Origin of the sequence: Bacillus cereus group sp. RP29 (genome assembly GCF_040459765.1) — a bacterium.
Taxonomy (GTDB): Bacteria; Bacillota; Bacilli; order Bacillales; family Bacillaceae_G; genus Bacillus_A; species Bacillus_A paranthracis.
The window spans coordinates 696,673-712,188 of sequence record NZ_JARVHN010000001.1; the positions used below are offsets into that span (position 1 = coordinate 696,673).

Consider the following 15,516-nt stretch of genomic DNA (forward strand, 5'->3'; position numbering starts at 1 on the left):
AGAGACTAGTTTCAGTGTATCAAATTATGAGAAAGAGTGAAATGGAGGAGAGCCGTATGTGGAATTATGAAGCTGAGCAAGCAAAGGCTGTCATCGTTATTGTGCACGGCGCAATGGAATATCACGGACGTTATGAAGCTGTTGCGGAAATGTGGAATCATATCGGCTATCACGTCGTGATGGGGGACCTTCCGTCACATGGAACGACTTCAAGAAATAGAGGACATATTGATTCGTTTGATGAATACATAGAGGAAGTTAAATTATGGGTGAAAGAGGCAAGAAAGTATCGATTACCTATTTTTCTATTTGGTCATAGTATGGGTGGTCTTATCGTCATTCGTATGATGCAAGAGACGAAGAGAGAAGATGTAGACGGCATTATTTTAAGTTCGCCATGTTTAGGTGTATTAGCTGGACCTTCTGCACCGCTTCAAGCTGCCTCAAAAATATTAAATATTATCGCTCCGAAGTTACAATTTGCAACGAATCTTACAGTGGAAATGTCAACGCGTAATCATGAGGTGAGAGATGCGATGGAGAACGATTCATTGTTCTTGCGCAAAGTATCAGTACGTTGGTATAGTGAATTGATTAAGTCTATTGAAATCGCTCATAAAAAAATAGATGATTTTCCAGATGTTCCGCTCTTGCTAATGCAAGCATGTGAGGATAAACTTGTAGATAAAACACGTGTCCGCACTTGGTTTAATAATGTTAAAATAAGTGATAAGGCTTTTAAAGAATGGCCGAATTGTTATCATGAGTTATTAAATGAGTATGAGCGTGATGAAATTTTGAATTATATTCAGTCATTTACTGAAATACGCATCAATAACATAATAGAAACAAATAAGTAAATTATTTGTACATTGAATAGAGGAGATGAAGGAAGAAGTGAACGTACCGAGTAATCCCATAACGCTCATGGCGAAAGTATACCGTGATGTGTTTCCGGTTGTACACCATGAGCTAGCGATGTGGAAAGAGCGTGCCTACCATATTCCGAATGATGAGCTTCATAGTCAGGCAATCGCAAGTATTGAGCATAAAACGTTTCATTGCGAAGGCGGTGGCATTTTAGCACTATTAGCAAATGAACACCGTGAGGAATGTATTCGTTTTATCGTCGCATATCAAACGATTAGTGACTACTTAGATAATTTATGTGATCGCAGTACATCACTTGATCCGAATGATTTTGCCGCACTGCATGAATCTATGTTAATGGCATTATCACCTGAAGTAGAAGGTGGCGGTAATTATTATCGCTATCGTGATGATCAAGATGATGGTGGTTATTTAGATGAACTTGTTGAAACATGCCAAGATGTTTTAAAGAAAACGAAGCACTATGACAAAATTGCTCCTATTCTTCATGAACTTGCTTGTTATTATTGTGATCTGCAAATTCATAAACATGTGAAATTAGAAGAAAGAGAACCAAGATTACAAACATGGTTTGAAGCACATAAAGAAAACTTACCGGAGATGAGTTGGTTTGAATTTTCAGCATGTGCCGGTTCTACGCTTGGAATCTTCTGTCTTGTCGCATATGCCTTTCATGATGAATTACATGATGAAGATATTGCGAAAATTAGACAAGGATATTTTCCTTACGTACAAGGACTTCATATCTTACTTGATTATTTCATTGATCAAGAAGAAGACCGCATCGGCGGGGATTTGAATTTCTGTAGTTATTATGAAAACGAGCAAGTGATATTAGATCGTATGAAACATTTTGTAGAAGAAGCAGAGAAGAGCATTGGTGATTTGCCTCATGCGAAGTTTCATCGTCTCATAAGCCGAGGATTACTTGGTATTTATTTATCAGACCAAAAAGTATCAGCACAAAAGAATATGCACAAAATGGCAAGGCGCATTGTAAAATACGGTGGTCTCACTTCACGATTCTTCTATTGGAACGGGAAGATGTACCGAAAGAAAACGGCGCAGTGATAAAGAAAACCACTCATGTAGAGTGGTTTTTTGTTATAATATGGTAAAGGTGGTGGCAGAAATGAAGCAATTGTTTCAAAAGCTGTATAACCATATTGAAATAACATTACTCGTGCTACTCTCCATTTCATTTGTAACTGGAATGTATATGATGATGAATAAAGCCGGTGGTCCTACAACGATGGATTATGTAGCTCAAGTTATTATTGTATTGATTATTATAGTAGATATTGTCTTTTTAATAAGTGATAGAAAAAAAGAAAATAGTAAATAAAAAGCATTTGTACAAGGGAGTACAAATGCTTTTTTACTATGAGTGTATTTTTGAAAATACATATATAAGAAGTTCAATCACAAAAATAGCTAAAACAGATAGTCCGAATAAAGGCATGACAGCGCCTAGTATAACCATCATGATAAAGAAAACGATTATGCTTTTCTTATCTCTTTGCTTTGGCGGTGCTGCTAATTTTCCTTTCGGCTTTCTTGCTAGCCACATTTTTACTCCGTAATAAATAAGGAGCAATAAAGATAATGTCGTTAGTAAGCATAATATTTTATTGGGCCATCCGAATAAATGACCTTCGTGAAGCGGGATACCGTAAGTGAACCATTGCGCAAGTAATCCATAATCACGATAGTCCGTTTTGGAAATAAGTTCTCCGCTATATTGATTAAAGTAAGCTGTTATTTCTTCATTTGGTGCAACATGCATACCTGTAATACCAGAACCGCTCGATTTCGAAACAGTAAACACACCTTTTGGATCAGCTGGTAGTGAAATAACATATGGTTTCTTTATTTTAATTCCGTTTCGCAATTCATCGACAGAAATTGCTTTTGGCTCATTCGAATTCGATTCAGGAGGTGCTTCTTTTCTAGTTGCCCACGGCAATTCTTTTACCTTCGATTCAGGCGGTGCCATATACACTTTCGGATATCCGAGTGATTCATTTGACGATGCAATTTTATAAATTTGGTTACCCATAAATCCTGACCATGGCAATCCAGATGCAACTAACAAAACGAGAGGAATTGTAAATATAATACCGATAATAGAATGACGTCGTTTTGCTTTCTCTCGCTTATTGGATGCCGGTGTGTTTTTGAATCGGCGTATACTCATGTACAACCCAGTTACAATTAAAAAGATTGTCCAACATGCCGCAAGTTCTACCGTATAGTTGACGATAGTGCCACCAACTAAAAGAGAACTATGTAATTCCCTCATAATATTGGCAAACGTTTTACTTGCGTTTTGATCCCCAACAATTTGATTATTGCTATCTAAATACACATATTTTTGTTGCCCAGTATACTCATTTGCAATCGTAAGTCTCGTATTATAATCCCCATTAAACTCACTAATTTTCGCCACACTATAATGTGGATATTTTTTCTCTGTTAAGGAAATAGAATCAGCCATCGAAATAGATTCTGTTTGAGCACTCTTCCCAAAATATAAATCTTTATAGATGAAATCCTCAACCTCTTCCCGAAATAAATACCCAATTCCGCTCAGTGACAACGTAATAAGAAGCGGCGTAATAAAAAGCCCAGCATAAAAATGCCAACGCCAAAAAATGTAATGAAGCGAACGATTTACTTTCATGCTCTTAGTTCCCCTAACCTTCCCTATATGAATAACTACTTATTTAATATAGCGAGATTAAGTGTGATTACTTTGAAAGAATTGTGAAGAAAGTTAAAAGTTTTTAAGTATTTTTATGGGTGAGACATACAATACGCAATGCAAAGCTTAGTTGAATGAATTAGCTCTGCATTTCCTTTTTGTAGCCTAATTTGAAGCGCTTTTTGAAAACAAGTAAGGGCGGTGTGGAAGTCACCTTCATCTAATTTACTTTTTCCGTAATGTTGGTAGAAAAAATCTTCATAAGCGGGTAAGTCTGGCAGTGTTTGTAGAAGTTCGGCAAAGATTGTATTTGCAGCAGAAAAATTTCTTTCCCAATGATATGTATGTGCGAGACGAAGTTTGTTAATAAAGAGCCCTTGGATGTTGTCTGTTTGTGTGTAATATTCAATGGCCTTCTGTAAGTAATACTTACTGTCAGAAAGGTTGCCAGTGATTCGTTCATAAACACCGATTAATCCGCAGTTTTTCCCATATAACGGTCCTTCATGTAAATGCTCTTTCAAAAGTACAATCCCTTGCTTCATTTTAACAAGGGATAAAGGTTTTTCTCTAAGGTTTTCATCAAACGTGTATCCCATTTCAAAAGGTATATTCATTGGGACCCCCTTATATTTTCTACATACATCTTAACAACCGCTTTCGCAAGACATTGAGAGGAATCAACAAAATCCTCAATCGCCACCACATTCAAATCAGTACATGCAATAATTGCAGTATCAACTTCCTCTCTCAATTGTAAAACGAGCGCATTCCACAATTCGCGAGCTTCTTCAACTTTTCCACTTTTAATATAAGTAATAATTTGATTAATCATATCCTGCCATTTTTCATGATGAATGTACTCTATATTACGCTTTGCAATCCCATCTTGGTAAATACCAGCTTGAACAGTTGCTTCTGTTGCGAGAAGAGCGACTCTTTTTGCAGTTTCAGGAATCGCTTGTAACGTTTCATCAACTATATTCAAAATAGGAATAGAAAGAGATTGCTGTAATTCTTCAAAATAAAGATGCGCTGTATTGCACGGCATAGCGATAAAGCTTGCGCCAGTACTCTCGAGTTTTTGTGCTCCTTCAATAATCGCTTTTTTCATCGCTTCATGATCAATAGGGCGATCCATGTAAAACGGTGTTGGGCACGAATAGATCATCATATGAGGAAAGTCCATGTCATGCTTTGCTCCGTATATTGTTTGGCACTTTGCTACAACTGTATCGACGAATGGTCCAGTTGATTTTGGCCCCATTCCCGCTAGTATTCCGATCATTGTTTCGTCTCCTTCAATATGTAATTAAAAACGTTTTTTGCGAACGATAAAAAGAAATAAGGTAAATAATAAAAATGAATATACGATAGCCCAAGCTGTGAGCCATAGCGTGTGAGTCAGTATATTATATTTGTATTGTCCAAGCATTAGAAAGCTTTCGACAGGTGGTAAAAACCATAGTAACTCTTTTTTAAACCGGATAGATGCAATCGTTATAAGCAATATAAATGTAAGACTAAGCCAAGCGGTGCTTGCTTTTGGAATCATATTTCTAGTAAATAAAGATGCGATTGAAATTCCAAGTATAGAGAAAGACATATGAGCGAGAAATCCGACTAAAAATAAAGAAACTGTCATTTTTTCATTAAACATTTGCAAAATAATTGGGTAGATTACGGATATAAAAGATAAAACAGTACAAATGAGAAAAGCTGTAATATATTTCCCTACATATAGTGCGGAAATATTATTTGTGTGAGAAATCGTAATTTGTTCTTGTACAGGATCTTCCGTATGAAAAATTGTGACCGTAATCCAGGCAGATAATAAATAAAGCGCGAGAGCTGTTTCTAAATATGTCGGTACAATAGGAGTCGGTTTATATGTATATACAAAAAGTAAGCTCACAAAGTACATCGCAATAGGAGGGACGTACTTATACGATTTTGTATAGTCGAGAAAGTGATAACGAATAAGAGCAAACATAATAAACCTTCTTTCGATTTAAAAGTTAGGTTGTAGCAGTGTGATAGATGCTTTTTTATGCAATAAAAACTGAAGCATTTCGTTTGTATATTCTTTTTCAATTTGTAATTGAATAAGGTTTTGATTTGAATTGTGTGCAACGTGTATAAAACCGGATTGTTTTTGTAGTTCTATCGCTGAAAATGTTTCGTGAACAATTGCTTCAATATAGACTTGTTCTGCTCCTTTTTGTGCAGAGATATTTTCTGTGATTGTATGATTTGCTAACGTCACAATTCTATCAGCGAAGTTTTCTAATAGTTGTTTTTCGTGACATGTAAATAATACGGATATACCTTGTTGTTTTAATGAGAGTAAAATATGTTCTAATTCTTGCTGAGAGTTCGGATCGAGTCCAGAAAGCGGTTCGTCTAAAATTAATAAATGGACGTCTGTAAGTAATGCTTGCATAATACCGGTTTTTTGTTTCATACCTTTTGAAAAGTTTCGTATAACGGAATGCCTTGCATGAAGTAAATGAAACCTTTCAAGAAGCAGCGGAATTTTATCTTTTACATATTTTGTTGATAAACCGTGAATGCGGCCGAGATGAAATAGATAATCCTCTAATGTAAAACGAATCCCTTCAGGAAAATGTTCAGGTACATAGCCGATTTGTATATGTTCTTTCCTTTGAATTGTCCCTGCCGTATGTGAAATAAAGCCTGCAATTATTTTGAGTAGAGTACTTTTTCCAGTCCCGTTCCCGCCAATAATGGCGAGTGCTTCTCCTTCTGGAATGGATAAATCAATGTTGTCTAGTATAAGTGATTTGCCATACTTCTTTTGAATTCCCTTTAGTTCTACTAGCAAAGTTCTATCCTCCTATACAGTGTATATATCCATTATATAGGAGAATAACAAAAAGACGTGCAGTGAGTGCACGTCTTTTTTTGTTATGTTTTGTCGATAAGTCGATATAGTGTGTCGAATCGTCGATATATCGAAAAAATCGTTGATATATTCGAAGTTACGATAGATATAATTGAAAAATCGTCGATATATTTATCGCTTCTCAATCGCTACAATAAATGGCGGGTTATTTTGTTGGTTAATGAAGCCGTAGCGCAGTACGTGTGCTTGTTTTTGGTCTAATTCTTCGGCAAATTTGAGAACAGCGTCCCGTTCCACTTGTCCTTCTGGATGTCCGTGGTAAATAACAAGGACGATGATTCCTTCAGGTGCCATTACTTCTAGTAATTGTTCGATCGCTGAAATTGTTGAGTTCGGTTTTGTAACGATATGTTTGTCTCCGCCTGGAAGGTAACCTAAGTTGAAAATTGCGCCTGTTACTTTTCCTTTTGCATCTTCTGGTAATACGGATAGAAGTGTATCGTGACTATCGTGAACTAAAACAGTACGTTCGAAAAGTTCTTTTTCTTTTAAACGAGTTGTTGAGCTTTCAATTGCCTCTTTTTGAATATCAAATCCAAATACTTTTCCGTTATCGCCAACGATTTCAGCTAGGAAGCATGTGTCATGCCCGTTTCCTAAAGTTGCATCTACAGCGTAATCGCCTTCTTTTACTGCCGTTTGCAAGAGAGTGCGAGCAAACGGTAATACACGTTCTAATTTCATTTTTGTTTCTCCTCATTTGCATATTTTCCTTGCCAGCTTCCGCGGCGTACAAATTCTGCATCGATGGAATTTAATACTTCCCATTTATTTAAGCTCCACATTGGACCAATCATTAAATCAGGTGGACCGTCACCTGTGATGCGGTGCACAATTACGTCCTCTGGAATGATTTCAAGTTGATCAACAACGAGACTTACGTAATCCTCAAGAGAAAGGAACTCGAGTTGTCCTTTTTCATATTGCTTCACCATTGGCGTTCCTTTTAGTAAGTGAAGTAAGTGGATTTTAATTCCTTGTACGTCAAGCTTTGCTACTTCACGAGCTGTTTCCATCATCATGTCGTAATCTTCAAGTGGAAGGCCGTTAATAATATGAGAGCAAACTCGAATACCATGCTTACGTAATTTATTTACGCCTTCAACGTAAGAAGGATAATCGTGAGCGCGGTTAATAAGGTTTGCGGTACGTTCATGAACAGTTTGTAGTCCGAGTTCAACCCAAAGGTATGTGCGTTTATTTAAGTCCGCTAAATATGCAACGACATCGTCCGGTAAACAATCTGGACGAGTTGCGATAGAAAGACCCACAACGTCTTTTTCAGCTAGAAGCGGTTCGAATTTTTCTTTTAATACTTCAAGTGGTGCATGTGTATTTGTATACGCTTGGAAATACGCAATACATTTTCCATCTTTCCACTTTGAGCGCATTTTTTCTTTCATTTCATGATATTGCGTTATAACATCATCGCGGCGATCGCCAGCGAAGTCACCAGATCCAGCAGCACTGCAAAATGTACAACCGCCATAAGCAACTGTACCGTCACGGTTCGGGCAATCGAAGCCAGCATCTAATGAAACTTTAAAGATTTTTTCACCAAATTCATTTCGTAAATGGTAATTCCATGTATGATAACGTTTATTGTCGTTTGTATATGGAAAAGGGTTTTGAACCTTCATTACTTTCCCTCCTAAGCCGAGTCAAAATGAAACAAAATCCATTATAACATACTCATAAGGTTCATATGGAAGGGACACACTAAAGGGGAATTGAAGCAAGGAGGGACAATTATGGCAGAGCGTCAATCACTTGAATCGTATATTACACAAGCAGAACAAGCGGTGGAATATGCGAAAGAACAATTAGATCTTGGTATGAGACAAGAGCATTACAATACGATGGAGTATTCGGATGCGCAGTTACAATTAGAGCAAGCGTATAACGATTTACAAACGATGCAACAACATGCGAATGATGAGCAACGTGAGCAATTAAATAGAGCACGTATGGCAATTCGCCAATTGCAACATCAAATGATTATTACACCGCACTAATAAGGAGTGAATGTAATGGCGAAACGTTCAGATCAAAATAACCCAGAGCAAAAAACGCAAAATGGACATAACGCTGAGTTTTCGAATGAGCTTGATCCAGTTGTTCAAGTGAAACAGCGTAACAGTAAAAAAGGACAACCTCAAAGATCGAAACAATCAGAGTAGACCAGGTCGCAATATGACCTGGTTTTATTTTGCTATATGACAATAATGTAAGATTACTGTAAGGTTTGTCGATAGTTGTAAGAATACATTTCCAGTAGAGTAGGGGAGGATTAAATTTTATACAAGGAGTTGCTTTATGGGGAACAATATGACAAACAAACGAATTGATGAGTTAGATTACATTCGTGGCTTCGCATTACTGGGGATTATTTTAGTAAATATTCTTGCACTACTTAACATTAAAATTCCAGATCCTAATACAGTGGATGCTAGTTATCAAAGGTTTTTATACTTATTTGTAGAAGGTCGTTTCTTCTCAATCTTCTCATTCTTATTTGGAGTGGGATTCTATATCTTTATCTCTAGAGCAATTGCAAAGGGGAAAAATGGATATGTTTTATTTTTACGCCGCTTAGTTGCACTATTTATTTTCGGTTTGATTCATCAAATGTTTCAGCCTGGAGAAGCATTAACGTTATATGCAATTTGCGGGTTGATCGCTTTACCATTTTATAAAGTGAAAAAACAAGTGAACTTAGTTATTGGTCTTATTTTAACAATTGCCTTTAGCGTAATGGGTGCTAAGGAACTATTGCCACTTGGCTTAATTTTATTAGGGCTTGCTGCAGGACAATATCGTGCATTTGAAAATCTTGCGCAAAATATAAAGAAAGTCGCTATTTTTACAGGTGTTATGTTTGTTTTAAGTGTCGTAGCTGTATGGTATCAATACGGGCACGTGCCTGCTGATCCATTTGTAAATATGATACTAATGAATGAGGACGGAACAATGGATGCTGCAAGCCAATTTTTAAAAATTGGTGTTACAGTTGGACCAATCATTTCAGCTTTCTATGTTGGAGCATTAATTTTACTACTTCAATTAAAACTAGTTCAAACATTGTTAGCGCCACTGAAATATTATGGTCGTATGGCTTTAACGAATTATATTGGACAAACTGCAATGATTTTAATCGCAGGAAGTGTATGTAACTTTGCAGGTAACTTAACTTACATGCAGACGTTATATGTGTGTATTGCAATTTATGCAATTCAAATTGTGTTTAGTGTGATTTGGATGAAAATCTTTAAAATGGGTCCATTAGAATGGATTTGGCGTGTTATTACGTATTGGACGGTAACACCTTTAAAGAAATAAAGAGAGAAGTGGGCTGTTCCTTTTGTGGAGCAGCTTATTTTTATTGTCGGCTTTTGTCGATAAGTCGATATATATATAAAATCGCTGATAAAAGTGGGAGAATCGCCGATATATTAAAAAAATCGCTGATAAAAGTAGGAGAATCGTCGATATATTTGAAAAATCGCCGATATAATTTCAGTTACCGATTCACTATGTCACTAGTAGTAAAAGCCAAGCTTACAAACACACCTTTTTTATCTTACAAAAGTGTAAGGTAATTGTAATGTTAACAAATAGCAGTTCATCTCCAAAAGGCGCAAAATAGGTAATGGAAAAACAAGCGTAGGAGGATATATATGACGAAACCAGTTGTAGACGTGAAAAACGTTCAAAAAGTGTACGGTAAAAAAGGTGAGAACCAATCACATGCATTAAAAGGTGTATCATTCTCAATTCAAGAGGGTGAGTTTGTTGGGATTATGGGACCATCTGGTTCTGGTAAGACGACATTATTAAATGTAATTTCAACGCTAGATAAAGCAACGGGCGGTGTTGTTGAAATTGCGGGAACGGATATTACAAAAATGAAGCAAGGTGAGCTTTCAGATTTCCGTTCACAAAAGTTAGGATTCATCTTCCAAGACTTTAACTTATTAGAGAATTTATCTATTTACGAAAACATTGCACTTCCACTTTCTCTTCAAGGTGTCTCGTCGCGAAATATTGGGCCAAAAGTAGAAAAAGTAGCAGATATGTTAGGCATTTCAGCTATTCTTCAAAAGTATCCATCTGAAGTATCTGGTGGACAAAAGCAACGTTCAGCAGCAGCACGTGCGTTAGTGCATGAGCCTGCAATTATTTTAGGGGACGAGCCAACAGGAGCGCTTGATTCTAAAAATGCAACGAGTTTACTTGATGCGATGACAAACTTAAATAAAGATCAAGGCGTATCTATTATGATGGTTACACATGATCCGTACAGTGCAAGTTACTGTCAGCGTATTTTATTCATTCAAGATGGTGAGCTATATAAAGAAATTCACCGAGGCGGTACACGTGAAGAATTTTATAAAGAGATTTTAGATGTGCTAGCAGACTTAGGCACACAAAAAGCGTAAGAAAGGAGGTTCTAAGGCATGTTATTCAAACTTTCCATGTCAGGACTAAAAAGTAAGCTGAAAGATTATATCGTCTTACTTGTTGGTCTTGTCATGTCGATTTCAATTTTTTATATGTTCCAAACGTTAGCACTAAATAAGGCGTTTATTGAATCCAACTCAGTTATTCAATCAATTGGATTTGTATTCCAAGCAGGTTCATTTTTACTTGCTATTATAACGTTCTTCTATATTTTATATGCGAACTCTTTCTTATTATCTCTTCGTCAAAAAGAGTTTGGTATGTATATGATGTTAGGAGCAAAAAAGCATAAAGTTACATTACTTATGTTTATCGAAACAATCGTATTAGGCGCTGCGTCTCTTGCGATCGGTATTACAGTTGGTGTAGGACTTGCAGAAGGTATCGGACAGTTGTTAATGAAACAATTAGAGTTTGCTGGTGAAGGCTATAAAGCATTTTACCTTCCATCAATGACCGTTACTTGCATTTTCTTCTTAGCACTATTTGTATTATCAGCAATTATGAATAGTATTAAGTTATCACGTATTTCTGTACTGCAACTTGTACATGCAGATGCACAAACAGAACGTGTTGCGGTAAAAGGAAAAATGACAGGTGTAGTTGCATTCCTAGCGGTTATTTTATTAGGCATTGGCTATGCATCGATGATTTACATGGAAAAACTAAGAGAAATGGGAATCCTTATTGCATTAGTGACAACAACAGCTGGTACTTACATGTTATTTGGATCACTTCTTCCTGTTATTATTAAAAAGTTAAAAAGTAATAAAAAGCGTAGTGAAAAAGGGCTTAACGCTTTTACATTTGCACAATTAAACTTCCGTATTAATAGCTTAACAAAGGTACTTGCAACAGTAGCGATGTTAGTTGCGCTTGGAGCCGGTGCCATTTCAGGTGGTATGGCGTTTAAAAATAACGTTATAAAAATGGTTGATGGTTTCGTAATATATGATTCAGTAGTTCATAATCCAACTGCTGAAGAAAAGAAAATTTTAGACGATATTACATTTAAAGAGAAAAGCGAATATCGTTACAAAGTCGATGATAAATACGTTTACTATGTAAAAGAAGATTTAGAGAAAAATCGTCCTTTAGTAAAAGATATGTCAAATATCAAATCAATGAAGGATATAGTGAACACGAAAAAAGTTTCAGAGGAACTACCAGTGGGTGCAGTTTCTAGAGAAATGAATGAAAAAGGTGCGAGTGCTAAAGAACTTCCACAAGAATGGGACGAGGCTTTCAGAACAATCGAGCCATTCTACGTACATGAAGATCATGCAATTAAAATTGTAGATCAAAAAATGTACGATACTGTAAATGGTAAAGAAGGAATTGTATTTACTGGAAAAACAGATGATTTTGAAGCACATAAAAAAGAATGGAAAAAACTTGACGAGTTGCAGCTAGATAAATATAAAAATGTAAAAGCTGAAAGATTAGATAGTAAATATCAAGCTTACGACATGTTCTATGGCGTTGCGAGCGGAACAGTGTTTATGGGATTCTTCCTTGGAATTGCTTTCTTAGCAATGATGGCAAGTTGTTTAATGTTCAAAATTCTTTCTGGTGCATCAAAAGATATTACACGTTATCAAATGCTTCGTAAAATCGGGGTGCGCCGTGAATTATTAACGAAATCCATTTATAAAGAGTTATTCTTAGTCTTCTTATTCCCAGCAATTGTAGGTATTGCTCACGTATTAGTTGGTATGAATATTTTCGGATTTATTTTAATCGATCCGTACTTCCGTATTTGGGTACCAATCATAATTTTCGTAGTTATTTACACGATTTATTACTTCATTACAGTTCAATTGTATAAAGGAATTGTTCTTCCGAAAGAAGATTAATAAAAACCGAGCGAAATTGCTCGGTTTTTATTATTTTCAGAAAAAATACTTTAATGTTACTGAAATATATAATATAATGTAAATAAGTAACATAATATAAAAGTAGAAGCAGCTGGATAAGGAAAGGAGGAATCCGATCTGTAGAAAGAGGCTGAACTTGTATCCCCTATTATTCCTACCCCTACTGTATTTGCACAATTATAAATTTCCGAGCTTAAAAGTATATTGTAAAAATAATGGATAATACATGGAAATCTCATAGCGTGATAAGGTAAAATGGACAACATGATGAGAAAATTACCGTTCATAAGATGAGGAGAATACATGTATGGAAGTTGTAGAGGCATTAAAAGATATAAGCCAAATTGAGGCGATGAAAAAGTATTTAAAAGAGCACTCACAGCGAGATTATCTTTTATTTGTTATTGGAATTAACACAGGATTAAAGATTACTGAGCTACTTAGTATGAAATTTGAAGAGGTATTAAATGAAGATGGAACTGTTAAAGAGTTTTATTCTCTTCCTGTGAAAGATGAAAAGTTTAAACAAGATATTTATTTAAATACAAAAGTAAAAGAAGCACTTTTAGAGTACGTACAATCTATTGATGTGAAAAGAGAAAACTACGTATTTCAATCTAATAAAACGAAAAATTCAATTACACGTCAACAAGCGTATCGTGTCATTCATAATGCTGCTGAAGCGGTTGGGATTGTTGGTAAAATCGGAACAAACTCAATGAGAAAAACGTTTGGATTTCATGCATACAAAAGAGGGATAGCGATTGCACTATTGCAAAAGCATTTTCATCACGCGACACCTTCAGAGACGCTCAAGTATTTAGGAATCTCAAAAGATGAAGAATTTAAAACCGAGATTGATGTTGATTTGTAAAAGCCGTAACTAAAAACTTTAGGAGGCGGGAATATGAATATTCGAGAGAGTGAATTACCGGGCATTGGATGTAAGTTTGAAGTAATTACAAAAGGTAATGAAAAGCTGGTTATTGTTATTCACGATGATGGCCGAAGAGAAATGTATCATTTTGATGCAGATCATGATGAAAGTATTTCAAGTATTTCTCTTCGTGATTCTGAAGCGAGACAAATTGCGGCTATATTAGGCGGAATGGTATATAGACCGCAAGCTTTAGACACAATTGAGATGGCTTTTGAAGGACTATCAATTGAATGGTTTAAGGTGGAAAATAACGCACCAGTCGTACAAAAAACAATTGGTAGCTTACATGTCAGAAAAACATATAACGTAACGATTATTGCTATTTTAAAAAAGAATATGAAGAAATTCTTTAATCCAGGACCAGACTCTATTATTGAAGCTGGCGATATGCTCGTGTTATCGGGCGCGAGACATGAAGTGAAAAGAATTATTAATGAATTGCTTTCAGCAGGAGGTGATTCATAATCGATGGATACTTTAATCTTTGAAGTTGGAACTGCGTTAGTATTAGTAGCTTTTGCAGCCATCCTCGCTGCGAAGTTAAAGTTCTCGATTATTCCGTTTCTCATTATACTCGGTATGTTAGTGGGGCCTCATGCCCCCGATTTAGGACTTATCGATTTAAGGTTTATTGAAAGCGGAGAAGTTATTTCATTCCTCGGCCGTGTTGGCGTCATATTCCTCCTATTCTACTTAGGCTTAGAATTCTCAATTAAAAAATTAATTAAATCAGGAAAGTCGATTGCTTTTGGGGGGACTGTTCACATATCACTTAATTTCTCATTAGGTTTGCTTTATGGATATGTGGTGGGATTTCCCTTATTAGAGACGTTAATTATTGCTGGAATCATTACAATTTCATCAAGTGCAATTGTTGCAAAAGTCATTGTTGATTTAAGAAGATCTGGTAATAAAGAGACTGAATTAATATTAGGAATCATCATGTTTGATGATATTTTTTTAGCTGTATATTTATCGGTCGTTTCAGGGTTAGTACTCGGTGGTGCCACATCATTTGTAGGTGCTCTTACATCGGTGTTAATCGCAGTAGGGTATATGCTACTATTCTTTGTAATCGCTAGAAAAGCTACGCCGTTTTTAAATAAAATATTAGATATTTCCTCAAATGAAATTTTTATTATCGTAATATTCGCTATTTTATTCTTCGTAGCAGGATTTTCAGAAACGATTCATGTCGCTGAGGCAATTGGAGCGTTATTGTTAGGACTCGTCTTTTCTGAAACAGAGCATAGTGATCGAATTGAGAAACTCGTTGTCCCATTCCGTGATTTCTTTGGAGCCATATTCTTTTTCAGCTTCGGTTTAAGCATAGATCCGTTTTCCCTTGGAGGAGCAGTGTGGTTGGCATTAGGAGCAGTGCTCATTACACTCATCGGTAATTTTACAGCTGGAATGATGGCGGGACGTAAAGCCGGGTTATCGCATAAGGCTTCTACGAATATCGGTTTAACACTTGTATCGCGTGGAGAGTTCTCCATTATTGTTGCTAATATCGGCATTGCGGGTGGCTTAATGGCAGCGATTAAACCGTTCTCTGCTTTATATGTTTTAATATTGGCATCGTTAGGACCGTTATTAACGAAAGAGTCTGGGAGAATATACTCTCTACTAGATAAGGTATTTAAATGGAGTGCGAAAGAACGTGCAAAGCGAGAAAAGGAAGTCGGATAGTATAAAGAGGCTGCATGAAGTTCAT

The 15,516-nt window shown here is 36.1% G+C and carries 18 protein-coding genes; 11 read left to right on the forward strand and 7 right to left on the reverse strand.

Annotated features, from left to right (window positions below):
- Positions 1 to 56 precede the first annotated feature (56 nt).
- The 3 genes from QCI47_RS03580 to QCI47_RS03590 are packed head-to-tail and all read left to right on the forward strand — an operon-like array spanning position 57 to position 2,236.
- Complete coding sequence (locus tag QCI47_RS03580) at positions 57 to 860, forward strand: alpha/beta hydrolase (protein WP_000267442.1); 804 nt, start codon at positions 57 to 59, stop codon at positions 858 to 860.
- 37 nt (positions 861 to 897) lie between these two features.
- Complete coding sequence (locus tag QCI47_RS03585) at positions 898 to 1,962, forward strand: tetraprenyl-beta-curcumene synthase family protein (RefSeq protein WP_001102457.1); 1,065 nt, start codon at positions 898 to 900, stop codon at positions 1,960 to 1,962.
- A gap of 40 nt (positions 1,963 to 2,002) precedes the next feature.
- Complete coding sequence (locus QCI47_RS03590) at positions 2,003 to 2,236, forward strand: hypothetical protein (protein ID WP_353811699.1); 234 nt, start codon at positions 2,003 to 2,005, stop codon at positions 2,234 to 2,236.
- Positions 2,237 to 2,272: 36 nt separating this feature from the next.
- Here QCI47_RS03590 and QCI47_RS03595 read toward each other — a convergent pair whose 3' ends face one another.
- The 7 genes from QCI47_RS03595 to mnmL form a co-directional block, all read right to left on the reverse strand.
- On the reverse strand, positions 2,273 to 3,574 hold the full coding sequence (locus tag QCI47_RS03595; protein WP_309423378.1) for a PepSY-associated TM helix domain-containing protein: 1,302 nt from the start codon (positions 3,572 to 3,574) through the stop codon (positions 2,273 to 2,275).
- 113 nt (positions 3,575 to 3,687) lie between these two features.
- Positions 3,688 to 4,212 carry a hypothetical protein gene (locus QCI47_RS03600; protein ID WP_071743428.1) on the reverse strand — a complete coding sequence of 175 codons (525 nt, stop codon included), beginning with the start codon at positions 4,210 to 4,212 and terminating at the stop codon, positions 3,688 to 3,690.
- Positions 4,209 to 4,883 (reverse strand): aspartate/glutamate racemase family protein, encoded by a 675-nt coding sequence (locus QCI47_RS03605; protein WP_270726852.1) that lies wholly within the window; start codon positions 4,881 to 4,883, stop codon positions 4,209 to 4,211. Before QCI47_RS03605 ends, QCI47_RS03600 begins: the two co-directional genes overlap by 4 nt.
- Before the next feature lie 24 nt (positions 4,884 to 4,907).
- Positions 4,908 to 5,588 carry an ABC transporter permease gene (locus tag QCI47_RS03610; protein ID WP_270726849.1) on the reverse strand — a complete coding sequence of 227 codons (681 nt, stop codon included), beginning with the start codon at positions 5,586 to 5,588 and terminating at the stop codon, positions 4,908 to 4,910.
- Between the two features lie 18 nt (positions 5,589 to 5,606).
- Positions 5,607 to 6,440 (reverse strand): ABC transporter ATP-binding protein, encoded by an 834-nt coding sequence (locus QCI47_RS03615; RefSeq protein WP_076875160.1) that lies wholly within the window; start codon positions 6,438 to 6,440, stop codon positions 5,607 to 5,609.
- A 192-nt stretch (positions 6,441 to 6,632) separates the two neighbouring features.
- The gene (gene mnmM / locus QCI47_RS03620; protein ID WP_000764489.1) at positions 6,633 to 7,205 is read right to left on the reverse strand and encodes a tRNA 5-(aminomethyl)-2-thiouridylate-methyltransferase MnmM; all 573 of its coding nucleotides are present in this window, start codon (positions 7,203 to 7,205) and stop codon (positions 6,633 to 6,635) included.
- Positions 7,202 to 8,161, reverse strand: coding sequence for a tRNA modification radical SAM protein MnmL/YtqA (gene mnmL, locus QCI47_RS03625; protein ID WP_000868018.1), 960 nt, complete (start codon positions 8,159 to 8,161; stop codon positions 7,202 to 7,204). The genes mnmM and mnmL overlap by 4 nt, the downstream gene beginning before the upstream one ends.
- Positions 8,162 to 8,272: 111 nt before the next feature.
- On the opposite strand from mnmL, the gene QCI47_RS03630 reads away from it, so the two are divergent.
- From QCI47_RS03630 to QCI47_RS03665, 8 genes are all read left to right on the forward strand, one after another.
- A complete protein-coding gene (locus tag QCI47_RS03630) occupies positions 8,273 to 8,536 on the forward strand; it encodes a YtzC family protein (protein ID WP_000840865.1) in 264 nt (87 codons plus the stop codon).
- A 15-nt stretch (positions 8,537 to 8,551) separates the two neighbouring features.
- Positions 8,552 to 8,701, forward strand: a complete 150-nt coding sequence (locus QCI47_RS03635; protein WP_001129345.1) for a hypothetical protein — start codon at positions 8,552 to 8,554, stop codon at positions 8,699 to 8,701.
- 136 nt (positions 8,702 to 8,837) lie between these two features.
- Positions 8,838 to 9,860 carry a DUF418 domain-containing protein gene (locus QCI47_RS03640; protein WP_095843200.1) on the forward strand — a complete coding sequence of 341 codons (1,023 nt, stop codon included), beginning with the start codon at positions 8,838 to 8,840 and terminating at the stop codon, positions 9,858 to 9,860.
- 338 nt (positions 9,861 to 10,198) lie between these two features.
- Positions 10,199 to 10,960: an ABC transporter ATP-binding protein gene (locus tag QCI47_RS03645; protein WP_000165846.1), complete on the forward strand. Its 762-nt coding sequence runs from the start codon at positions 10,199 to 10,201 to the stop codon at positions 10,958 to 10,960.
- An 18-nt stretch (positions 10,961 to 10,978) separates the two neighbouring features.
- Positions 10,979 to 12,838, forward strand: a complete 1,860-nt coding sequence (locus tag QCI47_RS03650) for an FtsX-like permease family protein (RefSeq protein ID WP_061132020.1) — start codon at positions 10,979 to 10,981, stop codon at positions 12,836 to 12,838.
- Between the two features lie 328 nt (positions 12,839 to 13,166).
- Positions 13,167 to 13,733: a tyrosine-type recombinase/integrase gene (locus QCI47_RS03655; RefSeq protein WP_000454218.1), complete on the forward strand. Its 567-nt coding sequence runs from the start codon at positions 13,167 to 13,169 to the stop codon at positions 13,731 to 13,733.
- A 33-nt stretch (positions 13,734 to 13,766) separates the two neighbouring features.
- Positions 13,767 to 14,264: a cation:proton antiporter regulatory subunit gene (locus tag QCI47_RS03660; protein WP_001026041.1), complete on the forward strand. Its 498-nt coding sequence runs from the start codon at positions 13,767 to 13,769 to the stop codon at positions 14,262 to 14,264.
- Between the two features lie 3 nt (positions 14,265 to 14,267).
- Positions 14,268 to 15,491: a cation:proton antiporter gene (locus QCI47_RS03665; RefSeq protein ID WP_309423384.1), complete on the forward strand. Its 1,224-nt coding sequence runs from the start codon at positions 14,268 to 14,270 to the stop codon at positions 15,489 to 15,491.
- Positions 15,492 to 15,516: the final 25 nt, after the last annotated feature.